At 70.3% G+C, this 24517-nt stretch carries 21 protein-coding genes and 1 pseudogene; 6 read left to right on the top strand and 16 right to left on the bottom strand.

The genetic code is table 11. The annotated features are described in order from the left end of the window. Positions 1–243: 243 nt before the first annotated feature. Positions 244–1632: a glycosyl hydrolase gene (locus OHA64_RS17595; protein WP_405614018.1), complete on the top strand. Its 1389-nt coding sequence runs from the start codon at positions 244–246 to the stop codon at positions 1630–1632. A 35-nt stretch (positions 1633–1667) separates the two neighbouring features. Here the strand turns inward: OHA64_RS17595 and OHA64_RS17590 are convergent. The 9 genes and pseudogenes from OHA64_RS17590 to OHA64_RS17550 form a co-directional block, all read right to left on the bottom strand. Further along, positions 1668–2711: pseudogene (locus OHA64_RS17590) on the bottom strand (GNAT family N-acetyltransferase); the annotation flags it as partial. 50 nt (positions 2712–2761) lie between these two features. Then, on the bottom strand, positions 2762–3421 hold the full coding sequence (locus tag OHA64_RS17585) for a lipopolysaccharide biosynthesis protein (protein ID WP_405614016.1): 660 nt from the start codon (positions 3419–3421) through the stop codon (positions 2762–2764). Beyond that, the gene (locus OHA64_RS17580; RefSeq protein WP_405614014.1) at positions 3418–4569 is read right to left on the bottom strand and encodes a glycosyltransferase; all 1152 of its coding nucleotides are present in this window, start codon (positions 4567–4569) and stop codon (positions 3418–3420) included. The genes OHA64_RS17585 and OHA64_RS17580 overlap by 4 nt, the downstream gene beginning before the upstream one ends. Positions 4570–4571: 2 nt before the next feature. Next, on the bottom strand, positions 4572–5336 hold the full coding sequence (locus OHA64_RS17575; RefSeq protein ID WP_405614012.1) for a polysaccharide deacetylase family protein: 765 nt from the start codon (positions 5334–5336) through the stop codon (positions 4572–4574). Beyond that, positions 5320–7158 (bottom strand): murein biosynthesis integral membrane protein MurJ, encoded by a 1839-nt coding sequence (gene murJ / locus OHA64_RS17570; protein ID WP_405614010.1) that lies wholly within the window; start codon positions 7156–7158, stop codon positions 5320–5322. Before murJ ends, OHA64_RS17575 begins: the two co-directional genes overlap by 17 nt. Further along, the gene (locus tag OHA64_RS17565) at positions 7155–8471 is read right to left on the bottom strand and encodes an O-antigen ligase family protein (RefSeq protein ID WP_405624006.1); all 1317 of its coding nucleotides are present in this window, start codon (positions 8469–8471) and stop codon (positions 7155–7157) included. The genes murJ and OHA64_RS17565 overlap by 4 nt, the downstream gene beginning before the upstream one ends. Positions 8472–8518: 47 nt before the next feature. After that, positions 8519–9946, bottom strand: a complete 1428-nt coding sequence (locus tag OHA64_RS17560) for an exopolysaccharide biosynthesis polyprenyl glycosylphosphotransferase (protein WP_405614008.1) — start codon at positions 9944–9946, stop codon at positions 8519–8521. Beyond that, positions 9943–11124 carry a glycosyltransferase gene (locus tag OHA64_RS17555; protein ID WP_405614006.1) on the bottom strand — a complete coding sequence of 394 codons (1182 nt, stop codon included), beginning with the start codon at positions 11122–11124 and terminating at the stop codon, positions 9943–9945. Before OHA64_RS17555 ends, OHA64_RS17560 begins: the two co-directional genes overlap by 4 nt. A 49-nt stretch (positions 11125–11173) precedes the next feature. Then, positions 11174–12322 (bottom strand): DUF3344 domain-containing protein, encoded by a 1149-nt coding sequence (locus OHA64_RS17550; protein ID WP_405614004.1) that lies wholly within the window; start codon positions 12320–12322, stop codon positions 11174–11176. Positions 12323–12837: 515 nt separating this feature from the next. On the opposite strand from OHA64_RS17550, the gene OHA64_RS17545 reads away from it, so the two are divergent. The 4 genes from OHA64_RS17545 (at position 12838) to OHA64_RS17530 (ending at position 15113) form a co-directional block, all read left to right on the top strand. Further along, the gene (locus OHA64_RS17545; protein WP_405614002.1) at positions 12838–13116 is read left to right on the top strand and encodes a hypothetical protein; all 279 of its coding nucleotides are present in this window, start codon (positions 12838–12840) and stop codon (positions 13114–13116) included. Positions 13117–13382: 266 nt separating this feature from the next. Then, on the top strand, positions 13383–13667 hold the full coding sequence (locus tag OHA64_RS17540; RefSeq protein ID WP_405614000.1) for a DUF5949 family protein: 285 nt from the start codon (positions 13383–13385) through the stop codon (positions 13665–13667). A 113-nt stretch (positions 13668–13780) separates the two neighbouring features. After that, positions 13781–14263: a tyrosinase family oxidase copper chaperone gene (locus OHA64_RS17535; RefSeq protein WP_405624005.1), complete on the top strand. Its 483-nt coding sequence runs from the start codon at positions 13781–13783 to the stop codon at positions 14261–14263. Then, a complete protein-coding gene (locus OHA64_RS17530) occupies positions 14247–15113 on the top strand; it encodes a tyrosinase family protein (RefSeq protein WP_405613998.1) in 867 nt (288 codons plus the stop codon). The genes OHA64_RS17535 and OHA64_RS17530 overlap by 17 nt, the downstream gene beginning before the upstream one ends. Before the next feature lie 117 nt (positions 15114–15230). Here OHA64_RS17530 and OHA64_RS17525 read toward each other — a convergent pair whose 3' ends face one another. The 3 genes from OHA64_RS17525 to OHA64_RS17515 all read right to left on the bottom strand — a co-directional run bounded on the left by OHA64_RS17525 (position 15231) and on the right by OHA64_RS17515 (position 18200). Continuing rightward, entirely contained in the window at positions 15231–15443 is a 213-nt protein-coding gene (locus tag OHA64_RS17525; protein WP_405613996.1) for a DUF4190 domain-containing protein, read from the bottom strand. 144 nt (positions 15444–15587) lie between these two features. Next, positions 15588–15737, bottom strand: a complete 150-nt coding sequence (locus tag OHA64_RS17520; RefSeq protein ID WP_405613994.1) for a hypothetical protein — start codon at positions 15735–15737, stop codon at positions 15588–15590. A gap of 42 nt (positions 15738–15779) precedes the next feature. After that, on the bottom strand, positions 15780–18200 hold the full coding sequence (locus tag OHA64_RS17515; protein WP_405613992.1) for an MMPL family transporter: 2421 nt from the start codon (positions 18198–18200) through the stop codon (positions 15780–15782). Positions 18201–18321: 121 nt separating this feature from the next. Here OHA64_RS17515 and OHA64_RS17510 point away from each other — a divergent pair, with 121 nt between their 5' ends. After that, positions 18322–18936 (top strand): TetR/AcrR family transcriptional regulator, encoded by a 615-nt coding sequence (locus tag OHA64_RS17510; RefSeq protein ID WP_405613990.1) that lies wholly within the window; start codon positions 18322–18324, stop codon positions 18934–18936. Between the two features lie 199 nt (positions 18937–19135). Here the strand turns inward: OHA64_RS17510 and OHA64_RS17505 are convergent, their stop codons facing one another. The 4 genes from OHA64_RS17505 to OHA64_RS17490 all read right to left on the bottom strand — a co-directional run bounded on the left by OHA64_RS17505 (position 19136) and on the right by OHA64_RS17490 (position 22842). Continuing rightward, complete coding sequence (locus tag OHA64_RS17505) at positions 19136–20029, bottom strand: HesA/MoeB/ThiF family protein (RefSeq protein WP_405613988.1); 894 nt, start codon at positions 20027–20029, stop codon at positions 19136–19138. Further along, a complete protein-coding gene (locus OHA64_RS17500; RefSeq protein WP_405613986.1) occupies positions 20029–21120 on the bottom strand; it encodes a hypothetical protein in 1092 nt (363 codons plus the stop codon). Before OHA64_RS17500 ends, OHA64_RS17505 begins: the two co-directional genes overlap by 1 nt. A 45-nt stretch (positions 21121–21165) precedes the next feature. After that, positions 21166–22386 (bottom strand): acyl-CoA dehydrogenase family protein, encoded by a 1221-nt coding sequence (locus OHA64_RS17495; RefSeq protein WP_405613984.1) that lies wholly within the window; start codon positions 22384–22386, stop codon positions 21166–21168. Between the two features lie 66 nt (positions 22387–22452). Beyond that, on the bottom strand, positions 22453–22842 hold the full coding sequence (locus OHA64_RS17490) for an SCP2 sterol-binding domain-containing protein (RefSeq protein ID WP_405613982.1): 390 nt from the start codon (positions 22840–22842) through the stop codon (positions 22453–22455). Positions 22843–24517 lie beyond the last annotated feature (1675 nt).

Here is a 24517-nt window from a genome sequence, read left to right as displayed (position 1 = left end):
ATTCCTTCGGATCGGCTCACCCTTACAGGGGAGCGAGGTACTCGAAAGCCGTAAGGCCGGTGGCGATATTCCATTTTGTGTGACTAACTTCATGTGACTGGGCGTCAGCAGTCTGACGAGTAAACCCAATGAGCAAGTCCCACGAGCAAGGCAGGGAACATCAGCGGCAGAATCGGCGGCAGAATCAGCGGCCGAAGTAGAACAACGGCACAGGACAGCAAAAGAGCGGGGAGAGAAGCAGGCATGGTTCCACAGCATTGCCGGGCCCGGAATAGGCGGCTGACGGTCGTCGCCGTGGCAGTCGCCCTCTCGGCCACGCTGGCGTCCGGCGTCGGCTTCGCGGGGACGCCGCCCGATCCTTTGGCTCCAACTCCCGTCTCTCCGGGGCAGCCGGTGCCCGCGGTCATCGAGCCGGCCGCGCCGCCGGCCATGCAGGAGCCTGCTCCCGCGCCGTCGCCGCAGGAGCCCGCGGCCACACCGGACCCCTCGAGCCCGCCCCTCCTCGAGCCGCCGGAGCCGGCCCCGCCGGCCGCTTCCGCCGCCGGGCCGGAGTCCTGGGCACCCGGCGAGGAGAGCCCCGCGTTCGGTGCCTTCCTCGACTCCGGGACCCCCGGCGTCGCGAGCATGACGAAACTCAGTCGATGGCTGGGTGGCGCCGACCTGCGCGTCGGCCACAGTTATCTGCCCGGCGACCGCTGGAGCAACATCGAGGGCGCGCCCGACTTCCTCGACGGGTGGGCGCGCTGGCGTAGAGCGAAGGACGACCGGATGTTCGTCCTCAACGTGCCCATGTTGGAGCGCAACGAGGAGGGTGTCTCCGACGACGAGGTCGGACGGCTGCTGCAAGAGGGCGCTGCCGGACGCTTCGATCACCACTTCCGCGCTCTCGCCGAGCGGCTGGTGGCGTTGGACGTGCCGGACACGGTCCTGGTGCTCGGTTGGGAGATGAACGGCACGACGTACACCCATCGCTGCGGGCCGGACCCGGAGGCCTGGAAGAAGTACTGGAACAACATCGTGACCGCCATGCGTTCGGTGCCGGGCCAGGAATTCCGGTTCGATTTCACGCCGAGCCGCGGCCAGGACGCCATTCCCTGGACGGAGTGCTATCCGGGGGACGACACCGTCGACATCATCGGCATGGACGCGTACGACCAGCCGCGCGGAATCCCGTTCGACGAACAGGTGACGGAGCCCTACGGACTTCAAGCACACGTGGACTTCGCGCAGTCCCACAACAAGCCTATTTCCTATCCAGAATGGGGGCTCTTCCGCAACGGTGACAACGCCGAATACATGCGGCGGATGCTCGCCTGGTTCGACGAGCACAAGCCGCTGTACAACACGCTGACCGACTACTGTCCGCACGGTGTCTGGCAGTGCCCGGCCAACCCCGGTTCGTCCCGGGTCTACAAGTCCGTCCTCTCCGGTCGAACCGGCGAGCCGACGACGCCGCCCGCGCCCACCGCACCTCCCGCGCCGACCGCACCTCCGGCGCCCACCACATCTCCCGCACCTCCCGCATCGTTGCGTCCGCTGGGCTGTTCGCCGCTCCGCCTGGGCGACTGGGCCGAGTTCTGGCTCCGCCGCAAGGCGTGCCTGCCTCTCGACAGGTGGTCGCGGACCCGATAGCGGTCGCCGTTGACGGGGGGCCTCGAGGCGGGTCCCCCGTCACCGGTCCACTCCTGGAAGCGACGCAGCAGCTCCTTGCCCCGCCGACGCGCGGCCACGTCGCCGATCACCGCCGACATCAGGGGTGCCGTGCGTCGCCGGGCCAGCAGCAGTCGCTGGTTGGCGACCGGTTCGGGGCGCCAGTGGTGCTTGTAGGGCTCGTTGCCCCGCAGCAGGCTCAGAGTGCCCAGTCCGCCGATTCCGGTGTGCTGGGTGCACGCGTCGAGGAGCATCACCGCCACGTCCGCCTTGCGTTCCCGCAGGCGCGGATGGGCGCCGTACAGGTATCCGCCCGTGAGCCGGGGCGACAGCAGTGTGAGGTCCACGGCTACCACGTCGTCGTCGAGCCGGAACTCGGTGACCACCGCGTCGCCGGAGCGCACCATCGGTCCCACCGAGCGCACCAGGTGCTCGCAGAAGCGTGTCTGCAGGTGCTCCGACGTCACCCTCCGGCCCTGCCACTGAAGCCGGTGCAGATCGAGCAGCCGCTGAAGTGCCTCCCCGACCTGGTCCGGCGCCACCACGTGCCGCTCCACACCGAGTGAGCTCAGCTTGCGCAGCTTGGCGCGGGCCCGCTGGGCCTTGCCGGACGGCAGCCGGGACAACAGCTCATCCATGGGCACCGCGGGCAGCTCCAGACACAGCGAGTCCTGCATCCGGCGGCGCGGCCCGCTCCAGCGGTCGTAGACGTGCTCGACCGCGCTGCCCGGCCGCACCTCGCGGAAGTCGATCAGCGCGGTGCGGGCCGCGGCTGACAGCGCCTCGGCGAGCGCGGTGGCCGCCCGGTCCGCCCGGTCGTCGTCGATGAGGACGTCCCCGTAGTCGGAGATGGGCCCGCCGAGCGGTACGAGTGTGGGGACCGGGGCGCGCCGGAGCATCAGCGGCGCGGCGGCGACGAGTTCGGCGCCCTCCCGCACGAGCAGCAGCCGGAGCCGGCCTGGTCTGCCGTACGACAGCCACCACGAGTGCAGCCAGGCGTGGTTCTGGAACGGGGTCGCCGCGCCGCACCGCTGGTACAGCCGCCCCCAGTCCGGGGCCATTGCGGCGAAGGCGCGTGTGTCGGTGACGAGTTCCGTCGTGTACCTCACCGTCACAGCTGTCCGTGCACGTCGGCGGCGGAGGCCGGGCCGGGCACCGAGGCGGGGCGGACGGGGCGGTCGTCCGCGGGGCGCCTCGGCCGTACGAGCAGCGCCAGGCCGCCGAGCAGACCGCCCGCGCTCGTGCCGACCAGACCGGTCACCGCCCATGACGGGGACGTCGGGTCGGTCGGCCGCACCGCCCGTGAGAACAGCACCAGTTTGACGTGGGTGCTGTCCTTGGTCGCGTTCGCGTGCCGGGTCAGGGCACGGGTGACGGCGTTGGCCATGTCGGCGGCCTGGCCGGGGTGCGGGGAGGTGGCCGAGACGGCGACCATCGGCGCGTCCGGTGAGGTGACCGTCCGCACGCTCCGCCGCAGCGTCGGGACCGGCACTCTCGCCCACGCCTGCGCGTCCCCGAGCACCGCGAGCTGCGTGGCGGCACGGCCGTACGCCTGCGCGAAACCGAGTGCGGAGGCCGGGTCGGACTTCGCGGTCGGTACGGCGACGACATAGCTGGTCGCCGTGTACGTCGGGTCCTTGAGCGTCCCGTAGGTGCCGCCGGCCAGGCCACCGGCGAGCGCGCCGGCCGCGAGCAGCGACCAGGGCCGCAGGAGTCCGGCGCGGGCCAGACGGCCGGGCTGCCGGTGGTGCCGGGTGGGGTTGTCGGTCATGACGAACTGGCTCCCTGGGGTGAGGGGGGCAATGATCTGGACAGCGCCGTCGCGTACACGTGCATGAGCCGGGCGGCGCTGCGGGTGATGTTGTAGCGGTGGGCGGCGTCCGGGGCCGTACGCGGCCGCGGGCCGGCCGCGCGCACCGTGGCCACGGCACGGGCGTACGCCTCCGGTCCGCCAGGCACCCGCCGGGCACCGGCGGTGGCCTGCGGGGGAAGCTCCTCGATCGCCGGGCAGGAGGCGTAGAGCACGGGCAGCCCGGACGCCAGCGCCTCCACGACCGCCAGCCCGAAGGACTCGTCCTCGGACGGGGAGGCGAGCAGGTCCATGGCGAAGGTGAGGGAGGGCAGGTCGGGGCCGGGGGAGCCGTCGGGGACGTAGGGGCGCTCGCCGGTGAACAGGACGCGGTCGGCGACGCCGGCCTCATGAGCCGTGCGGCGCAGGACGCTCTCCTCCGGGCCGCCACCGACCAGCAACAGCCAGTGGTCGTCCGGCAGCCGGGTCATCGCCTGGATGAGGACGTCGAAGCGCTTGCCCGCGCAGAGCCGACCGATCCCGCCGACGACGTAGGCGTCCTCCGGCAGGCCGAGACGTCGGCGGGTGTGGTGGCGCCGGGACGGGTCGAAGCGGAAACGGGTCACGTCGATGCCGTTGGGGACGACCTCGATGCGCGGGGAGGGCACGCCCCAGCGTCGGAGGCGGTCGGCGACCGCGGGGGAGACGGCGACCGTGGCGGAGCCGAGGCGCTCGCTGGCGAGGTAGAGCGCGCGGACACCCGCCGTCAGCTTCCGGCCTTCCATCTGGGAGTTGCCGAGGGAGTGTTCGGTGGCGATCACGGCCCGGACGCCGGCCAGGCGGGCGGCGAGCCGGCCGTAGACGCAGGCGCGATAGAGGTGGGTGTGCACCAGGTCGTAACCGCCCGCGCGGATCAGGCGCACCAGACGGGGCAGCGCCGACAGGTCGCGGTTGCCGTCCATGCCCAGGTGGTGCACGCGGACGCCGTCGGCGATCAGACCGTCGGCGACGGTGCCCGGGTTGGTGAGGGTCACCACCTCGCTGTCGACGGTGAGGTGACGCAGCAGCAGACGGAGCTGCTGTTCGGCGCCGCCGACGCCGAGACCGGTGATGATGTGCAGAACCTTCATGGTCACAGGCCCTCTACGGGGCGTCGGCGCAGTCGGTGCAGCTTGTGCTTGAGGTGCAGCCGCCAGGCGGTGTCGTTCTGGCCGATGTGCAACCGGGGGAGGGCGTGCGGGCCCGTCAGAGGGCCGGGGTCGATGGCGCAGGCGTAGGCGTATCCGGCTTCGTGTACGGCGGCGACGGCGCGCTCGTCGACGGTGCCGTACGGGTAGCAGAAGCCGTCGACCGGCGCACCGATGAGCTCCGCCAGATGTGCCCTGCTGTCGGTGACCTCGGCCTTCAGGGTGACGTCGTCGGCCCGGGTGAGATCGACGTGCGTCAGCCCGTGCGAGCCGATCTCCACGCCCGCCGTGGCCGCACGCCGGATGCCGTCCGCGGTCAGCAGCGGCTTGCGCGGGCCCAGCGGGTCCCAGGAGTTGACGCCGCCGAGCCGCCCGGGCAGGACGAAGAGGGTGGCACCGCAGTTCCAGCGGTGCAGCGTCGGCAGAGCGTGCTCGAGGAAGTCGGCGTAACCGTCGTCGAAGGTGAGACCGACCAGGTGCCTCCCCTCGCCCCGGGCGCGGGCGGCGAACAGCTCGCGCAGGCAGACGCCGCGCAGCCCGCGCCTACGCAGCCAGGCCAGCTGCCGCTCCAGCCGCTCGGGTGTGACCGTGATGCGGTACGGGTCGTCGGAGCAGTCGCCCACGGAGTGGTACATCGCCACCCAGGGGACCGGGCCGGGCCGCACCGAGGGGCGTCTGCCGGTACCGACGGATTCAACGGGAGCGACCATGCCTCAGCCTTCGTGTGACGGTGGGTACGAAATGAAGCGCGAACCTGCAGCCCTGGGTGTCCAGGGCCCGTCCGACGACGAGAAAGACGGCGGCCACGGTCAGGCAGCCGGCCGCGAGGCCCATCACCTGGGACGTGGGCCCGCTCGCGGCGAACGCCCCCGCTGCCGTCGCGACCCCCGCCGCCAGCACCAGCCTGCTCAGTTCGGACAGCACCCGCCGGGTACGGATCGGGACCCCGCGCGAGCTGCCGTACCGCCCGGCTCTCCCACGCGTCCTCGGCCGGCGGTGAGCCGCTCGATGGCGGCCCCGACGCCCGCGCCCGCGGCACACGAGCGGTGTCCGGGCGGCGCCCGTGCCCTGCCCTTCGCGCCTTCGTGCTCTGTGGACGCTCCTGCCGCCGGCCTGCCTCTTCAGCCTGCCCGAAGGAGGGCCGACGAGCAGCAGCGCCGCCGTGACGGTGATGCCGACGGCGTTGGCGGCGGCGATCCCCGACACACCCCAGGAGCTCACCGTCCCCTCCCCGATCCAGAAGGTCGCGCCGAGGCCCGCGGCCATGGTGGCGGTCGGATACCAGGCAGGCCGCCCCGCCGAGAAGTACGAGCGGATCAGAACCCCCACCAGGGTCTGGCCGAGCAGCCCGAGGGCGTACACGCGCATGACACCCGCCGTCACCGCCGTGTCCTGTGCGGTGAACGCGCCCCGTTGGAAAAGGATCGCGATGATCTGCGGGGCGCAGGCGACCACCGTGGCCGCGCCGACGAGCACCGCGCACGACGTCAGTGCCAGGTCCCGCTCGACGCGGGCGCGGGCCCGTTCGGTGTGGCCGTCGGCGAGCGCCCGCGTCACCACCGGGAAGGTGACCGTGCACAGCATCAGCGACAGCGTCATCGGGATCTGGGCCACCTTCTGCGCGTAGTTGAGGTACGAGATGGACCCGGAGGGAAGGGTGGAGGCGAGGAAGCGTTCGATCAGGACCTGGGACTGGCGGCACATCGCGAAGAGGAGAACGGCACTGATCAGGGCCAGGTTCTTCGGGGGTGCCTCGACCACGACTCCGTCGGCGGCGGACGGGTGACTCCTCAGCTGCCGCCACAGGGGCGGTAGTTGAACCGCCACCATCAGGCAGCCGCCCACCGCTACTCCGGCCGCCGCCGATCGCACGCCCCAGTCCCCGCCGAGCAGGAACATCGTGGCGATGATGCCGGCGTTGTACGCCACGTAGATCGTGGCGGGCGGCAGGAAACGGCGGTGCGCCCGCAGGGCCGCACTGCAGTACCCGGCGAGCCCGAAACTCAGGACGCAGGTCGCCGTCAGCCGGGTGCAGTCGGCGGCGAGGCGGGGATCGGGCAGGCCGGGTGCCAGAGCCTCGACCAGGTAGGGAGCCACGCCGATGACGAGCGCGGACACGGCGACGAAGCAGAGGGACAGGCGGGGCAGGGTGCTGGCGACCAGGGAGCGGACCGGGTCGCCGGAGGCACCCTGAGCGCGCCGGACCAGGGCGAAGCTGAACGCCGGGATCAGCGCGATGGCCAGCCCGTCCTCGATGAGCAGCGTGGCGGCGAACTCCGGCACGGTCCACGCGACCAGAAAGGCGTCCGTCTCGCTGCCCGCCCCGAAGAGCTGGGCCAGCGTCTGGTCCCGCACCAGCCCGAGCAGCGCTCCGGCGACGGACAGCGACGCCGTGATCAGTGTGGCCTTGGCGAGGGACTTCCGGGTGTGCGCGGTGAGGTCGGTGCCGTCCACGGACCGCGCGGAGGCCCGCGCCGGGGGTACGGCCGCCCTGTCGGTCCCGCGTCCCGGAGCTCGCGGCGTCACCGTCACCGTGCCTCGGCCTTCTCCGCGCTCCCGCCCACCAGAGCCGGCGTCACGGCCTCCGCCTCGCCGCTCCCGGCCAGCGCCCACCACGCCACCAGCCCGAAGCACACGGCGGTCAGCACGGTGGAGGGGCCGCCGATGTCGGCGTACACGAAGTCGGTGAGCTTCCAGACCAGCAACCCGCAGGCGACGAGCGCGCAGTCGAGGCCGTGCGCCCCCGGCCTGCGTGCTCGCACCCACGCCTTCAGCGCGCACACCAGCAGGGCCAGCCAGCTCCCGGCGAGTGCCAGCAACCCGATCAGGCCCTGCTCGCTCAGCACCAACAAGTACATGTTGTGCGGCGACAGCAGGGGCTGCCTCCGGTACCCGGCCCCCGCGCCCTCCGTGTCGCTGAACGACGACAGCGCCGGCGAGGCGTACGCGTCCCGGTATTCGGGGAAGCCCTTCAGTCCGACACCGGTCAGCGGGTGTTCGCGCCACATGTCGGTCGCGGCCGCCCACATCGTGTAGCGGTCGACGACGGACTGGTCGGGGGTGTCGGTGACCTGCCTGATGCTGTCGATCCGCTCCTGCAGCATCGCCGTGCCGACACCGAGGCCGCCCACCAGGACCACGCCCGCGGCCACCAGGGCCGCAGCCACCGTGAGCGCGCGGCGCAGCCCGGCCAGCACCAGTTGCGCCGTGCAGGTCACGACCGTCGCGATCCACGCGCCCCGGCTGAAGGACAGCGCCAGCGGCAGCAGCAGCGTCAGCGCGCACAGGGCGGCGGCGCCCCGCTGCCGTACGGACGTCCGCCCCAGCGCGAGGCCCAGCGCGCACACCAGGCCGATGGCGACCACTGTTGCCATGCCCATCACGTCCTGCGGCCCGAACGTGCCGACCGCCCGGATCGGCTCGCCCTGGTAGGAGGCGCCGGTCCGGGTGACGTACTGGTGCACCCCGACGGCCCCCTGCAAGAGGGCGATCCCCACGAACGACCAGGTCAGCAGGCGGAAGTCGCCCCGGTCGCGGATCAGCAACAGGACCGCCGCCGGGACGAGCACGAAGATCTGCAGATACCGGCCCAGTCCGGCGACCCCGGCTCCGGGGGAGTACGCCCCCGTGGCGGCGAGGGCCAGCCCGACGACCGGCAGGCCCAGCAGCACGGCGGCCGTGGGCGACAAGGGCCGCCGCCGGTCCCGCATCAGGCGGATCGCGCAGTACAGCACCACGAGTCCGGACACCGCGTCGGCGGGACCCGGGCCCGAGTCGCCGCCCGGGGACAGCGGCAGCGCCAGCAGGACGAGCACGGCCACCACGGGCAGGACCGGCGTCATCATCAAGATGCCCCGGCGCGCCAGCAGCGTCAGTGCGAGGCTCACGGCGCTCAGCTCCCCGTCGGACGCACGAACGTGGCCGCGGTGCGCAAAAGGATGCACACGTCCTGCCACAACGACCAGTCGTCGATGTAGACGTTGTCGAAGCGGCAGCGATCCTCGATGGAGGTGTCGCCGCGCAGCCCATGGATCTGGGCCAGGCCGGTGATGCCCGTCCGCAAGCGGTGACGGGCCGCGTAGCCGGGGTGGGTCCGGCTGAACTGCGCGACGAAGTACGGGCGTTCGGGCCGCGGCCCCACCAGGCTCATGTCGCCGCGGAGCACGTTCCACAGTTGGAGCAGTTCGTCGAGGGAGGTGCGCCGCAGCATGCGGCAGAAGCCGCGCATCTCGTGTTCGTTCGCCACGCTCCACCGGGTCGCCGCCTCGTGCGCGTCGACCGGGCGGTGGGTCCGGAACTTCAGCAGGGTGAAGGGCTTTCCGTCCTTGCCGATGCGCTCCTGCCGGAACACCACGCCCGGCCCGTCACTGATCCGCAGCGCCACCGCGCAGAGCAGCAACAGGGGACTGACCAGCAGCAGCAGTGTTCCCGACACCAGGACATCGAGGGTCCGCTTGCCCGCGCTGTCACGGCGCGTCGCGGACATCTCCAGGCGCCGGCAGGGGAATCCGGCCAGCCGCTCCTCGGTCGCGTACGACGGAGACTCCGCGTCGAGCTCCCACACCGCGCAGCCCCGCGCGGCCAGCGCGCGCAGCAACGGTCCCTGGTGGGCCCGTACCGAGGGGTGGACGGCGAGGATGGTACGCACACCGTTCTGCACGACCGCCCGCTCGACCTCCGCACCGGTCGTGAGCACCGGCAGGTCCTCGACGCCGTCCTGCCGTTCGGCCACGAGTCCCACCGGCCGCACTCCGCAGCGCGGATGCCGCAGTACGGCGGCGGCCACGCGCTGCGCTGTCGGTGCCGGACCGATGACGAGCGCGGCGTGCGGATGGCGCAGCAGCGCCGCGTGCGACCTCGCGTGCACGGTGGCGCGCAGCGCGCAGCCCGCCGCCGCCTGCACGGTGAAGCCCACCAGCAGGGCACGGGCGGACAGCGCGTGGTCCGGCCGGTACGCCGCCACGAGCGTCGCGAGTGTCAGCCAGGCCAGCGTGGTCCGGCCGCAGACGGCGGGCAGTTCGTCCAGGAACCCCGGGGGCGACGGGCGCGTGCGGTGCGGACGCAGCAAGAGCGACGCGGCCACCAGCAGGGCCGACGGGAGCGGACGGAACTGAGTCCAGGTCAGTGTCATGGCGCCCAGCAGGGCGGCCGTGCCGTCCGCGACGAGCAACGGCATCGGCGAGGCCGGCCGGGCGGGCCGCCTGTGGGCGGTGGACCGTAAACCCGGGGCGGCGCCGCGAGGCGGCACGACGGAGACGGGCGCGAATCCGTGATCCCGGGTCTGTGTGCCGGGGGAGGAAAGGGTGCTTTCCGCGGTCACGAGTGGATGGACTCCCTATGCTCTGGGGGCGCGACGCGGGGTGCGGGCCGGAGGCTGATCAGGTCGCGATAGACGTCCGCGACCGCCTCGGCGGTGTGCCGCACGTCGTGCGAGGACAGGACGTACCGGCGCCCCTGGTGGCCGAGCGACTCGCGCAGCCGCGGGTCGAGCAGTAGTTCGGTGACGGTCCTGGCCAGCACCGCCGGGTTCTCGGGCGGGACCAGGCAGCGGTCGGCGAGCCCGGGCGGCAGGCTCTCGCGGGCGCCGTCGACGTCGGTGACCACCACGGGCTGTCCGCAGGCCATCGCTTCCAGCGGAGCCAGCGCCATGCCCTCCCAACGGGACGGCAGAACGACGAGATCGGCCGCCTGGTACCAGGGGACGGCGTCGGTGACGGCTCCCGCGAACAGCACGGACCTCGGCGCGCGCGCCTGCAGCAGGTCGCGGTCCGGCCCGTCGCCGACCAGGACGAGACGCGCGCCGGGCACCTTGCGGGCGACGGCGCTCCACGCCGTCAGCAGAACGTCCTGCCCCTTCTGCCGGCACAGCCGCCCTACGCAGACGACGAGCGGCGCGCCGGGATCGACCTTGCGCAACGGGCTCAGTCCCGCCCGCACGGTGCCGGCGGGGGCGGGGTGGAAGCGCCGCAGGTCGACGCCGTTGGGGATGACACTCCACCGCCCGCTGATCCCGGCGCGCTCGCCGGTCATCCGTTCCGCCTCACTCACGCACACCGTGCGGCAGGCCCAACGCGCCCCCCACCGTTCCCACCTCAGCGCGAGCGCCGAGGTGGCTCCGCCGACGGCCTCGAACGACCAGGCGTGAGGCTGGAACACGGTGGGGATGCGCCCCCGCACGGCGAGCCGCCCGGCGAGCCCGGCCTTCGCGCTGTGCGCGTGCACCAGATGGGGGCGCACTTCGTCCATCACCTGAACGAGCTGTCGTACCTCCCGCACGAGCGACGGACCTGGTGACCGCGTCGCGTGCCAGTGCCGTACGTCCGCGCCCAGCGGCCGGAGCCTGGTGCTGAGCGCTCCGTCAGGGCAGACCACCGTGACGGCCAGTCCGGCCGCGAGTTGCACCCGTACCAGGTCTGTCACGACGCGGGCGACCCCGCCGTTCACAGGCTGGGTGAGATGAAGGACACGCGATCGCGAGTCGGACGGTGACGGATGCATGTGCGATGTCCTCGGCTCACGCTGGCACTCGGAACGGGGGGTACGCGCCTCACTGCTTGGCGTCGACCGCGACGAAGAGCACGCCGGTCCAAGCCGCGTCCCGCTGCGAAACGACCCGGAAGGCCACTTGGTCACCCCCGTGCCGCAAGCCTGACTTGAGGTCGTAGACATCGGAGTCGTAGCCGAGGGTGCCGGCGTACGTCGGCACGCGCTGCGGCTGGACCGCCCCGGGGTCGCTGATCGTGGAGTTCAGGACGTCGTCGCGGGGGTTGCCGGCGTTGGTGAGAGCGGTGACCGTGGTGCGGCGGGTCGTGGGGACGGAGCGTGCGCGGGTGGTCGTGAGGGTGAGGGTGTCGCCCGTCGCGCCGCGGTCGCCGTCGTACGTCACCAGGCCCGCACGGCCGCCCGCGCCCTTCGGGAACCGCAGCCCGGGAAGCCGGATCTCCTGCCCCGCCCCGGACTTCAGTGCCTCGAAGCCGTCCCAGACGGCGAGGTGCCGCAGCGGCTCCGCCGCCTTCTCGTACGCCACCACCAGCGTCCAGCCACCCCACGCGCCGGCCGTCGACCTGCCCTTCGCCACGTTGAGCTGCGCCACGGTGTACAGACCCGGCCCGCTCCCCCGAACCAGCTTCGTGACGTTCGCCGAGGCCTGGAAGGCGTCCGAACCCCGCGCCACGCGGTGGCCGACGACCGTGTCGGCGAGGACCTCCCGGTACTCCCCGCCCGGTTCGGCGACCAGCACCCGCCCGTTGTCCTTGGCCGGCTTCTGCTCACCGACGCGCAGGTTGCCACCCCAGTACAGCCGTGCGTAGCTGACCCGCGCGCCCTTGGGCAGACGGACCTCCGCGCGGGAGGAGTTGTAGGTGTTCGGGTCCTTGTCGACATCGACGTAGGTCATGTCGAAGTCGCCGTTCACTCCGGCCTTGCCTTCGCGCGCGGCCGGGCAGGAGCGCGCCGTCGACGGCCAGGATCCGTGGACCGCCTGGGGCATACGGCAGCTGATGGAGACGTTGGCCGCGCGGACGATGCCGCCGTGCTGGAGAGCCTGGTAGCGCTCGGCGAATGCGACGCGGGCCGCCTCGGGCGACGGCGGTGCGGCGGGCGCTACCGCCTGGGCACCGGCGGGAGCCCAGATACCGGCGAGGGCGAGGACGCCCACTGTCGCACGGCGCATCAGGGGGGTCAGGGAATTACGCATGACGGCGTTGCCCTTTCGGGAAAGGTTTTTCGGTGTCAGAGGGGGCAGCTCGAAGGCGAGGTGCGCGCGGAAGGGGCGCGCCGAGAAGCCCGCGCCACTCTAGCCGCTATCGGTGGTAATCATGTTAAGCCCGGCAAGTGTGTTGGATTGGTGAAGTCGGACTTTTTATAAATCGTCTTATAGGTGTAGTCGCGGCGGCAGCGATAGAGGGAGCGGTAGAGGCAGTGCCGGAGGGAGAGGCGGAGGCTGGAGGTAGAGCCGGAGCCCGAGATGGAGCAGGTCGACGGAGCCGGAGACGGAGACGGAGCAGGTCGACGGGCTGCGGTGCGGGCGCAAAAGGACGTTGCCTTTTCGGCCTTTCTGGTCCCGCGTCGCCGACTTTCAGAGATGTTTCAGGGATCTCATATGAGGACTCGGCATCTTCCGCACGCAGGGTTTCCGGACCGGTCGGCGCTCGTTGTGCACGGCGTCAGAAATTCTCTCCGGCACCTCACGTTGCCGAAGAAAGGAACACGATGAAGTCTCTGAAGGCTGCCGCTGTCCTTACCGGGTCCCTGGTTCTCGCCGGTGCCGCGCCAGCGTTCGCCCTCAGTGCGACCGACGTGGCGCACGAGAGCCTCAACGACGCAGTGACCGCCCTGAACAACGGGCCCGTCCACGTGGCACCGCTCCAGTCGTCGGATGCGCTCGACGTCAAGAAGAAGAAGGAGTCGCTGCTGAAGGCGGTCGATCGCTCGTCCACCGCCCTGAGCAACGGCACCCCGCTGGTGGGTGGCCTGCCGCTGCAGAGCTGACGACTACCCCGGACGCGATGCCTGCCGCTTCCTGATCTCAGCGCTTCTGGCATTTCCCGGTGGTACTTGGAAGAGGGCCGATTCCGCGCCGTGCGGAGTCGGCCCTCTGTGGTGGCGGCTGGTCAACCACCGTCGCCGATGTCGTCCACCGAAAGCGCTAACCGCCGAGCTGTGAACCCCTCGTTCGTGTGGTTATGGGGGCGCGATTGGTCCGTTCGGGTGAGGGAAAGTCCGAGTGCGTCCCGGAACGTCTGTAGGTTGCCGCGGTGACCTCAACCACCAGCGAAACGCGCTCTTTGCGAGCCGACGACCCGGGCACGCTCGTCGTCCCGGCATCGAGCGGCGAAGCTCTCGGCGGTGACATGGCCTACTTCCTCACCGCCTCCCTCAAGGACGGCTGCGGAGACTCGATGCCCACGTCGAGCGCCGACGAGAAGCTGTTGAGCGACAACGTCCTGTCGGTCGGTGACGCCGCCCTGGCCGACGCCCAACCCTCATCCTCGCCATGGCCCGCGAGCGGTCGTCGAGGTCCGGTCCGGGGGAAGCCGTGACCGGCTCGGTGAACAGCACGGCAGGCTCCGCGAGTTCCACGACTCGCCCCGTGAGTTCCGCGGCCGATTCCACGAGGGCCGCCACCGGCTCCACGACACTCACGGTCGACGCCTTGCCGCCGACCGCAGCCCCGGGCCCGTCGCCCGTCGTCAAACCCGCGGCGTCCATCAGGCGGAGGCTGCTACTGCGAGGGCTGTTCGCGGCGGCGGCGGGGGTGGCGGTCGCCCCCGTCCTGGCCGCGTTGGGCTCGCAGGACGAGACGGGGTTCGATGAGACGTACCGCGGACGGCGCATCGTCGGCGTCAGAGACGATGACCGGCAGCCTGGCGATGACGTCTCCGGCGCGTGGCACATCACCGTGGACGGCCGGCCACTGCACCTGATGCGTCGCGTGGACGGCAGTTGGATGACCATGATCGACCACTACCAGTCGTATCCGACACCGCTCGCCGCGGCGCGCGCGGCTGTCGACGAACTCGGCTCCACCGCACGGTTGGGCGTGTGGGACGCAGACGGCAGCCGCATGGACGACAGCGGTACGCCGAGCGGCGGCCAGGGAACAGAGGGGGGTCATCGCCATGGTGTACACGCGTAAGGACGTCAGCAAGCTCACCTCTTCCGAGCGGCGCCGGTTCGTCAACGCGCTCATCGAGGTCAAACGCCGCGGTGAGTACGACGAGTTCGTGCGCATGCACATCAAGTACTACGTGCCCGACGGTGAGGGCGGCCTGCGCGCGGCCCACATGACACCCTCCTTCCTGCCGTGGCACCGAAGGTTGCTGCTGGGCATGGAGCGGGCGCTGCGTCGGGTGGACGACTCGGTGACCCTGCCGTACTGGGACTGGACGCGCAACCACTCCTCGACGGCCGTGCCATGGACCGAGGACCTGCTCGGCGGCACCGGGCGCCGTTCCGACCGGCAGGTCATGACCGGCCCCTTCGCCTACCAGCACGGCCACTGGACCATCAAAGAGAGCTTCACCGACGCCGAGTACCTCATGCGGGACCTGGGCCGCTCCCGAGACCCCATCACCCTGCCCACGGTCAGTGATCTGGAGACCGCCCTCGCGGATCCGGTCTACGACACGGCCCCCTGGAACTCCGTGTCCGCCAAAGGGTTCCGCAACAGGCTGGAGGGGTGGGGGCAGGGGCGCGGCACCGCGTCGTGGCGCAACCACAACCGGGTCCACCGATGGGTCGGTGGCCATATGGCGGGCGGCGCCTCCGTCAACGACCCCGTCTTCTGGATGCACCATGCCTTCGTCGACATGGTGTGGTCCCGCTGGCAGCGGCGGCATCGAGACGCCCGCTATCTCCCCGAGAAGCCTCCCGGGCAGGGGAACCCCCAGCGCGGCCGGATCGTCGCACGGCACGAGAAGATGCCGCCGTGGGGCGTGACACCCGCGGAGATGGAGGGCCACAGCTCCATCTACCGGTACGCCTAGCACCCACGACCAGGTACCGGGAGGTCCGGTACACGGAGCAGCACGCGTACGGCGAAGCCCCTGGCGGTCGTGTACCGCCAGGGGCCGGGCAGCCGGACGGCCGCGGGGTGCAGGCGTCTACAGGTGCCAGGTGACAGAGTCGTTGACCGCGATCAGAACCGCGAAGACGACGACATCGGCGAAACCGAGGAACATGCCGGCCCAGGCACGGCAAGGCCGCTGTGTACCGCGCCACAGCGCGAACGCCGAGAACCCGACAGCGGCGGGGCCCAGCAGCATGTTCCCCACCAGCAGCCCGGTGAGGCCGAGCATGAAGGACGCCACGGCCATGCCGTCGGTGTCACTGGGGCCGACGTCCCTCGGCCGGCTCGGAGCCTTCCCGCTCGGCTCGATCGGGCTCGGCTTCCTCAACAGCCTGCATGTCCGGGCGGGTGATGGCCCGGTTGCGGTCAGCGGCATGGCGTCACACTCCGTTCAACGTCCGGTGAGGTGTTCGCGCACCAGGAAGGCGGTCAGCCAGGTTCCGATGACCACCCCACCGATCAGGCTGAGATGGACCGGTAGTTGGGCTACGGCGCCCAGCAGGGTGCCCAGCAGGGCCAAAGAGGCGACCAGCGCGTTCATGTCCGTCCTTTCGTCGATGCCTTGGCATGGATGGTCGAGGACCTACCTGCGTCCCGCTTCGGCGCGTTCGCGGGTCGAAGCGGCTTCGGCCCCTTCGGCGGTCGGCCGCTGAGAGGGCGCTCCGTCGCCGCGGCCGGGGAACCACCAGTTCCAACGGCCCATCAGACGCATCGCCGCGGGGACCAACAGAAGCCGTACGAGGGTGGCGTCCAGAAGGATGGCGACGGCCATGCCGAAGCCCAACTGCTGGATCGGAACGATCCCGGCGAACCCGAACGCCCCGAAGACCGCGACCATGAGCACGGCGGCTCCTGAGATCAGGGGCGCGGTACGGGTGAGGCCGCGGGCCACGGAAACCGTGTTGTCACCGGTCGCCAGGTACTCCTCGCGGACCCGGTCCAGCAGAAAGACCTCGTAGTCGGTACTGAGGCTGAACAGCAGTGCCAGCAACAGCACCGGCACGAAGTTCTGCAGGTAGTCGGTCTGCTCGAAGCCGAGGAGCCCGGTGCCCAGGCCCTTCTGGAAGACCAGGACGAGAACGCCGTAGGTCGCGGCGATCGACAGCAGGTTCATCGCGATGGCCTTCAGCGGCAGCAGCAGCGAACGGAAGGTCAGCAGAAGGACGAGGTAGACGGCCGCGAGCATGATGAGGATGACGTGCGGCAGGCCGTCCTCGATGACGCGATTGGCGTCGATGCCTTCGGCCGTCTCACCTCCGATCACGGAGGTGAGAGAGGCGGCGGGGAGTTTGTCCGCCTCGTGCTGGACGCGGCTGAGCAGATCCCGTGCCACGTCGTCGGAAGCCGTGGCGTCCGGCACGACCTCCAGAACGAAGGCTTGGTTGCCCTTGGCGACATAGTGCCGAACCGTGTCGCGGGCGTCGTCGGGAAGCCGGCTCATGGAGGGCGCGGCCAGTGCCTTGAAGGGCGCCTGCGGGGAGGCGGACTCCAGTACGGGCAGGGCGGAGTCGACCCGTTCGACGTGCGGCAGCTTCTCCAAGCGGCCGCCGAGGCGGGTCAGGTCCTCGGACCGCTCCGACTCTTCCAACGGCTCACGGGAGGTGACGACCACCTGGATCGGGGAGGTGGCGCCGACCCCGAACGAGTCCTGCATGTGGTCGTAGCCGACCCGGACGGCTGAGGCCTCGGGCAGGATGCGGGCGTCGGGAGAGAAGGTGCGCAACTGGGCGGCGGGAGCCGCGAGCGCGACGAGGACCACGCTGGTCGCGGTGAGGAAGAGCACCGGCTTGGCCATGACCTTCAGGGACACGCGGTACCAGCGGCTGGTCTCCTCGCCGGCGGCGGACTTCCCGCCATCCGCACGGTCCCCTTCCCCGGCCGCCCGCCGGAACCGCTCGCGCAGGCTCCTCGGCACGCGTACGCGGCCCGCGTTGATGCGGCTTCCCAGCAGGTGCAGCAGGACCGGCAGGAAAAGGACCGTGGTCAGCACGCAGCAGGCGACGACCACCACGGCCCCGAGCGCCAGGGAGAAGATGACGTTGAGGTCGATGAGGAAGAGGGTGCACATCGCCAGGAGGATGGTGGCGCCGGAGGCGAGGACGGTGTGCCCGGAGGTCCGCAGGGTCGCCGCCACGGCTGATTCGACGTCCTGCCCTCTGGCCAGCTGTTCCTTGAACCTTGTGATCACGAACAGTGAGTAGTCGACACCGACGCCCAGGCCGAGCATGGTGGCGGCGTTCTGCACGAAGACCGACAACTCGTGGCTCTGGGCCACCGGGGCGAGCACGCCCAGGGTGAAGACGATGGCGGAGACTCCGACGGCCAGCGAGACAAGGGCGGCGACGAGACTGCGGAACAGCAGCAGCAGGATCACGACGATCAGGGGCATCGTGATCAACTCGGCCTTGGCCAGCCCCTCCTGGCTGAGCGTGTTGACCTCTCCCCAGAAGGAAGAGGGGCTGACCAGGGAGACATCGAGGCCCTGCCCACCGAAACGGTCCTCCAGATCCGCCTGCACCTTGGGCAGTTCGCGGCGGGCCGTACCGTCGTCGAGATCCAGGGCCAGGGAGTCGATGACGGTGCGGTGGTCGTCGCCGGCGTAGTCGGACCGGTTCTCACGGGCGAGGGTGGTCCAGCCATGGCTGTCCGTGACCTTCAGCGCCGGTTCCGCCGTCACCTGCCTCGCTATGTCGTGGGCCCGCTGCTCGAACCGCGGCTCGTCGGACTCGTACCGCTTGTCGTGGATGACGAGGGTGGCCGTGGTCTGTCCCCTGCCCTTGAAGCCGTGCTCAAGCTGGTGCGCCGCCTTGGTGGAGTCGGCCCCGGGCGCGAACCAGCCGCCACCGCTGAGCGAGTCGGCTATGGACGAGGCGCCCACGCCGCTGATCGCCAAGGCTGCCAGCCACAGCGCGAGCAGCGGCCAGCGAGCCTTTCTGATCAGCCGGGAGGCGTGGTCGGCGAGGCCTTTGGGAGGCATCGGTTCGGCGGTGCGGGCGGACGACATACGACGGCTCCCAGCGTTGGAGAAGTCAGGGGGCAGGCTGGATAATGACGGAACTCCGAGTCGTACACCGACTCGCAGTCTGCAAACGACTCACGGTCGGTCAGTATTCTTTGGAGGCAACATGGCAGTCAAGTCACGGCGTGAGGAGTACGCGGCGCTGACCCGTGCCGCGGTGCTGGAGGCAGCCGCGCAACTCTTCGCCGAGAAGGGCTTCGACGTCACCTCCGTCGACGACATCGCCGGCACGGCCCGCGTCAGCAAGGGCGCCGTCTACCACCACTTCGCGGACAAGCGCGCCATCTTCGACGAGGTGTTCCAGCTCAGCCAGCGGGGCGTCCTGGACCAGGTCGGAAACGCCCTCAAGGAGCTCGGCGACGAGGAGCAGTCGCCGTGGTCGGTCGCGAGTGCCGCCGTGCGGGGCTTTCTGGACAGCTATGTCGAGGACGCGCGCCGGAGGTCACTGCTGCGTCAGTCCGCCGGCGTCCTCGGCGTGCAGCGCTGCCGCGAGATGGACAACGAAATGGCGCTGCCCCTGGTGATGGGACTCCTGAACCAGTTGGCCGAGCGGGGGGAGTTGCGGCCGGTACCGATCGAGATGACGGCGACCGTGATCTTCGGAACCCTCTGTGAGGCGGCCACCGCGCTGGCCTTCGCCGACGACCACGAGAAGGCCGGCCGGGAGGGGGCACAGGTGGTGGGTTACATGCTGTCCGGCCTCGTCAAGGCGGCCTCGTAAGCTCGGCTGAGCAGCGACACTCCGGCTGCCGGGACGGGGACCGTGACCCTACGCCGCCCGACGTACCGGGGGACCGGAGTACGACACCGCCCGACGCACCGGGGGGAGGTTCCTCCGCCCCCGGCACGCCACCCGGGCGACCCGGCACGCAGCACCCCGCGCGTCGGCGGAACCGGACGCGCGGGGCGGTGCGGGTGTCTCAGCGGGCTGCCGTCGCCGCCAGCTTGCGCAGCCCGCCGATCAGCTCGATGGGCCACCGTAGGCCGGTGCGCACTGTTGCCGACAGCGGCCGAACCACGCCGTGGATGTCGACCGCCACGTCCTGGCGTACCGGATCACCGACCAGGATCTGCGCGGTCATCCGGGTGCTGAGCGCGCCGAACAGCATGGACGCGTATACCAGTTGCGGCACGCTGTAGCCCTCCTCCCCCAGGTGCTCGCGCGCGTTTCTGATCATCTCCAGCGGGATGTACCTGGTAGGCACGGCGCGGTGGAGCAGGGACCAGATTCCCGCCCGTTCGATGTCTCCGGTCTTGATCCTGCCGTCGAATGGGGAGGAGCCGGCGCGGCGGTAGTCGTAGAACCTGATGTACTGGGTGCCGGCCATGTCGTAACCGGTCAGTACGGGGCGGCGGGAGCTGACCGCCGCCTCGTGGAGCAGGTACTTGGCGCGCCAGCCGGAACGTTCGGTGACATCCACGCCGTCGATCACCACGGACGCGCCGCCGACGAGTGCGTCGGCGTTGCCGGCCGTGATGCCTTCGGTGACCACCTCCACCCGGGCGTGCGGGTTGACCGACATGACGCGCTCCGCGGCCACCTCCGCCTTGTGGCGGCCGATGTCGCCGTAGGCGGCGTGCTGCCGGTTGAGGTTGTTCAGTTCGAACTCCCCGACGTCGGCCAGCAGGAAGTCCTGCACGCCGATCCTGGTCAGGGGTTCCACCGCGGCACCGCCCGTCGAACCACAGCCGGCGATGAGGAGACGGGCCCGGGACAGGGCATCCTGTGTCCTCTCGGAGATGAAACCGCGGTTGCGTTCGGTGAACACCTCGTAGAAGTCGCGGCTGGGCGCGGACTCATGCGTGAGGGCCATCAGGCGGCCGCCTTCCCGGTCGCCGCGTCGCCGGCCGCCTCCTCGCGGGCGGCCTCCTCGCCCCTGTCCGGGGCCGCCTGCCGCGCTCGCCGCTCGGCTTCTGTGTACTGCACGGATCCGCTGAGCTGGGACATCAGCTCACGCAGCGCCCGGAACGGGGATTCGGCCGCGGCGGCCTGCTCCAGCATCCGTCCGCGCCTGTCGACTTCCTCGGCCGCCGGTGTCCAGGCGTAGAAGGGGAGGACCTTGGCCCGGGCCGTGTACATGGGGTGCATGACGTTCTGCCGGTTCAGGCGGGGTTCCGTGCCCTCCAGGAGGCGGACGTCGAGACCGAGGAGCACGAGGTGCCGCAGGGCCACGTGCTCCTCCACGTCGCCGATCAGCAGACGGGTCAGGCACCCCTCCAGGTGAGACGCGCGGGTGAGGGCGGCCAGCAGTTCCAGCGTGATCCGCAGTCGTAACGACCGGTCGGTGACGGCGTGGGCGTGCACGAAACGCTTGACCTCCCTGACCTCGTGCGTGGTCAGGTCCCCGGCATCGCGCAGCAGGTTCTGCAGACGTACGTCGTGAGCCTGCTCGCAGGGGAACGGGTGCCGGTCGGTGGCGTTCAGCGGCCGGGGCTCCGGGTCCTTGCTGTGGGCCAGGGCCACATACCCGAGGATGCGGCCACTGGCCACGTCCGTGGTGATCACGTGCAGGTCCGCGGGGTGGAACTCCCGCACCGGCTCACAGAACAGGGAGCGGTTGAAGACGACGTCCTCGCAGGCGAAGCCGGCCCTGAGGTACTCCGAGAGCCGGAAGCCGGCCAGCCCCACGAGGTACCGCTCGGGGATGGACTCCGAGCGGGCGACGGAGGTGACCACCCCGCGCCCGTGATCGGAACGGTAGAGGCACGCGTCGGTCCTGCGGAGTTCCGCGTCCAGGCGGCCGAAACTCTGCCGGCCGTGCAGTCGGAGGATGTCCCTGATGTACCGCTGCCGTACTTCCTCGGACGGCTGGGCGGTGGAGCGGTCGTCGGACAGGCCGCGCGGCACGTTCCAGGGACGGAGAGTGGCCGTGTCACCGGCCACGAGATCGGTGTGCATACCCATGGGTTTCCCTTGTTCACCTTGCCTGCTTTTGCGACGGGGCGGGAATCAGAAGTCGTCCTCGGCGTACAGCGACTCGGTGATCGCCAGAGCGAGGACCTCGGGGGTGCCCTCATAAATGCGGGCGCCCAGGGACTCCCGTACGAACTTCTCCATGCCGTACTCCCTCAGGTAGCCGCGGGCGCCCATCAGCGACATCGCCTCCTGGGCCACATCGATGGCGACGCGGTCCGCGAAGAGCTTCGCGGTGGCCGGCTCGAACACCGGGGCGGGGATCTCCGTGTCCGCGGTCTGGGCTGCCTTGAGGTACATCAGCCGGGCCGCTTCGATCTGCGCGGCCATCTCGGCGAGCTTGCGGGCCGAGAACTGGTGCTTGTACAGCGGGACTCCGCCCTGAACGCGGTCGGCGCACCACTGCTTGGCGATCTCGAAGGCACCCCGGGCGATTCCGGTGGAGATGGCGGCGACCGTGGCGCGCGCCATGTTCATCTGCTGGATGTTGATGAGCATGCCGTTGCCCTCACCGGCGACGACGTTCTCCGCCGGTACGCGCACCTGGTCGAAGAGCAACTCGCTGCCGAGGCAGGCGCGGTAACCCATCTTGTCGGCGACCGGTCCACGGGTGATCCCCGGGGAGTCCAGCGGCACGATGAACGCGGTGAGGCCGGTGGCGCCCGGGTGCCCCTCGACGTTCGCGTAGACGGAACCGAATTCCGCGACTTTCGCGTTGGTGATGAAGCGCTTCCTCCCGGTGAGCAGGTAGCTGTCGCCGTCCCGTCGGGCCTGGACCACATCGGTGGCGTGCTCGGCGTTCTCCGGTATGAGCAGGTCGCAGCCGGCCTGGTCCTCGGTGATCGCGTTGCAGGCCAGCACCGGGTCGTCACCGGAGAACAGCGGCAGGAAGCGGGACTGCAGCTGAGGGTCACCCGAGAGCAGGACGGGGGCCTGGCCCAGCAGGGTGGCTCCGAAGATCAGGGCTGTACCGGCGCAGGCCGCGGCGATCTCCTCCAAGGCCACCGCGACCCCGAGGACGCCGAGCCCCAGACCGCCGTACTCCTTCGGCACGACCAGACGGAACAGGCCGGCCTCGTGGCCCTTGCGGACCAGTTCCCAGTCGAAGTCGTCGTGCGCGGCGCGGTCGTTCTCCGCGACCTTGGGTCGGACCTCCTTGTCGACGAATTCACGTACGCGCTGCCGAAACTCCTGGATCTGCTGCGGCTCGGCGAGGAATGCGCCGGTGTCGGCGGTGAAGGATGGGGTGTTGCCCATTGCTGTGATGAACCTCTTCTTGGGTGGGGCGTTGACTCGGAGGGGTGGGCCGGATCGGCCGCCTGCTCAGACCGGCAGGCCCTCGGCCCTGGCGATGTCCGGGTACTGGTCGAATGCGGGTCGCAGCAGCGGTACGAACTCGAGGACCTTGGCCACGTTCCCCTTGATCCGCACCTTTCCGGTGGCGACGGCCACCGGCATCAGCAGCTTGCCGAGCCAGAGGTCGTGGGCCGTGTCGGAGCTCATCTTGAGGCGGATGGCCGCGGGCTGCGCCGGAGCGCCGGGCTCCACGCCGTCCGGAGTGACGTGCAGTTCCACGTCAGGCTTGGTCTGGATCAGGTGCAGCGAGATGCTGGATTCCCGCATGCGCTGGGTGAACGTCTCGTCTTTGAGGAGGATTTCAAAGAGGTGGGTGAAGATCCGGGTCGCGTGGTCGCTGGACTGAAACGTGGGCATGGCGAAATTCCTCGTGTGGAAATGGAAAACGGAATGGACATGAACACGGACACGGACACGGGCAGGGCAAGCCCGATAGGTGTGGCGTGCATGTGACAGGGTGAGCGCTCGCCAATCCGAATGATCGGCGTACTGGCGCGCCACGGCGTTATCGTCCGGGCGCGACGGCGTACGCCTTCGGCGCATGGAGGAGAATCCGGCTCAGCCGAACGGAATTCCGCCGGTATCAGCCGGATCCGATTGCCGCCTCACCCCCGCAGGCCCGCTCTCGGCGTTCCGGCGTTCCGGAGCCCTGCTTGGGCGCTGCGGACAGACGTATACATGGCTGCCGCCACGTAAGACACCCCCGTGTGCTTGCGTTCAGTGCCGACCGACGTCCCTCCGGAGCCTGCGTCCTGAGGCCGGAAAGGTCGGCGTCGCTCCTCGAGTAAAAACGGCTTCCCAGCCCTCGCATACTCGAGTTCGTCCGCCGACGCGGAGTCGGTGTGTGATTTGACCTTGGCAGGGAAGCGACAACGCGTCAAGCTGCGGCAAAATAGGCAAGATCACATGTGGAGTATGTGTGAACCATCTCCGGTGGTATCTGTTAACGCGGGTAATCCCAGTGAGTTCGGCCCCCCGCGCCGCGCCTTGGGTGGTTACCCGCCAGTTGTGTCGGCGCCTCACGTTCATTCGGCGAGAAAATGAAACGATGACGTGCAGAACTGGACGCGGACGGTGAAGCCCTCTTCCGGTCGCCCGAAACCGGAGGAGGGAAGGAGAAAGGCGTGCGCCGGTGTGCGCCGGCGTGCGCCCCTGTTTCACGACGGGGCGACGGCCTCCCGCCGGACCCGCGTGACGGCCTCACTCGCGTAGCCGTGCAAGAAGGACGGCAAGATCTGCAAGAAGAGCGCAGTGGCCGACGATGAGCGCGCGAAGCGGATGTCCGCGGGCGGGAGGCGTGAGCCGTTTCGACACCGAAACAAGCCGGCTCGTCTCCTAAATGTCCCAGCCGCCGAGCGCGAATGGCAGGACTTCGCCTGCGAGTACGTCGCCTGGAAATGGTCCCGTGCTTGGCCGCACCAAGTCATCTGGCTACAGACCTCGGAGAGCCTCGTGGGGATCGGCGATCCGTCTCAAGGACTGCGGCCGCCGAATCGCCTGAGACGTTGCGGATCTTTTCGAGGGTCCAGCCCGCGGGTAACTGCCCGCCTGCCATCCCATGATGATGACGGCCGCCATGCCGGCGGCGTTGGGAAGGAGACCCCTTCGCTGCACGGCCGGAAGGGGAGCGGCTCTGCGCCTCCTTCGATCTGCCGGTCGGCAAGTCGAGCCGAACCCATCACGGGCGGGTCCTTCGTGAGGCTGGTCCGGTGTGCCAGCGCGACGCGGGGGACAGGCTGTACATGCGCCTCCGAAAGGAGGACCTGGATCGCCGATTTCCCGGCCTCATCAAGGCTGTTGTCGGTGCGGGTCAGCAGCGTCCGTAACGCTGGTGCCGGGCGCGCGAAGAAGCGGATTCCGACCGCCGGAGGTCTGGGATCTCCTCGAACGGCCCGACGCCGGTGGGCCCTCTTGGCCGAGAACCTCGACACGTGTTCGACACAGCCACCCGCGAAAACCCGGTGACAGCCGGACAGCCCCGGAGCCCTCCCTTGATCATCGGGGGAGGGCTCCGGGGCTTCCGCGTGTCGCG

This window comes from Streptomyces sp. NBC_00076 (genome assembly GCF_045041235.1).
Taxonomy (GTDB): domain Bacteria; phylum Actinomycetota; class Actinomycetes; order Streptomycetales; family Streptomycetaceae; genus Streptomyces.
The sequence above is the reverse complement of the archived record's forward strand: the minus strand, read 5'-3'. Positions and strand labels throughout refer to the sequence as shown.

Bases quoted from the DNA above. Each gene is read 5' to 3' on its own strand.
- OHA64_RS17525 (WP_405613996.1), bottom strand. From the start codon at position 15,443: ATGGCCGTGGCGTCCTTCATGCTCGGCCTCACCGGGCTGCTGGTGGGG.
- OHA64_RS17555 (WP_405614006.1), bottom strand. From the start codon at position 11,124: ATGCATCCGTCACCGTCCGACTCGCGATCGCGTGTCCTTCATCTCACC.
- OHA64_RS17530 (WP_405613998.1), top strand. From the start codon at position 14,247: ATGGTGTACACGCGTAAGGACGTCAGCAAGCTCACCTCTTCCGAGCGG.
- OHA64_RS17500 (WP_405613986.1), bottom strand. From the start codon at position 21,120: ATGGGTATGCACACCGATCTCGTGGCCGGTGACACGGCCACTCTCCGT.
- OHA64_RS17520 (WP_405613994.1), bottom strand. From the start codon at position 15,737: ATGAACGCGCTGGTCGCCTCTTTGGCCCTGCTGGGCACCCTGCTGGGC.
- OHA64_RS17505 (WP_405613988.1), bottom strand. From the start codon at position 20,029: ATGGCCCTCACGCATGAGTCCGCGCCCAGCCGCGACTTCTACGAGGTG.
- OHA64_RS17580 (WP_405614014.1), bottom strand. From the start codon at position 4,569: ATGAAGGTTCTGCACATCATCACCGGTCTCGGCGTCGGCGGCGCCGAA.
- OHA64_RS17515 (WP_405613992.1), bottom strand. From the start codon at position 18,200: ATGTCGTCCGCCCGCACCGCCGAACCGATGCCTCCCAAAGGCCTCGCC.
- OHA64_RS17565 (WP_405624006.1), bottom strand. From the start codon at position 8,471: ATGATGACGCCGGTCCTGCCCGTGGTGGCCGTGCTCGTCCTGCTGGCG.
- OHA64_RS17575 (WP_405614012.1), bottom strand. From the start codon at position 5,336: ATGGTCGCTCCCGTTGAATCCGTCGGTACCGGCAGACGCCCCTCGGTG.
- OHA64_RS17545 (WP_405614002.1), top strand. From the start codon at position 12,838: ATGAAGTCTCTGAAGGCTGCCGCTGTCCTTACCGGGTCCCTGGTTCTC.
- OHA64_RS17510 (WP_405613990.1), top strand. From the start codon at position 18,322: ATGGCAGTCAAGTCACGGCGTGAGGAGTACGCGGCGCTGACCCGTGCC.
- OHA64_RS17495 (WP_405613984.1), bottom strand. From the start codon at position 22,386: ATGGGCAACACCCCATCCTTCACCGCCGACACCGGCGCATTCCTCGCC.
- OHA64_RS17490 (WP_405613982.1), bottom strand. From the start codon at position 22,842: ATGCCCACGTTTCAGTCCAGCGACCACGCGACCCGGATCTTCACCCAC.
- OHA64_RS17595 (WP_405614018.1), top strand. From the start codon at position 244: ATGGTTCCACAGCATTGCCGGGCCCGGAATAGGCGGCTGACGGTCGTC.
- OHA64_RS17585 (WP_405614016.1), bottom strand. From the start codon at position 3,421: ATGACCGACAACCCCACCCGGCACCACCGGCAGCCCGGCCGTCTGGCC.
- OHA64_RS17550 (WP_405614004.1), bottom strand. From the start codon at position 12,322: ATGCGTAATTCCCTGACCCCCCTGATGCGCCGTGCGACAGTGGGCGTC.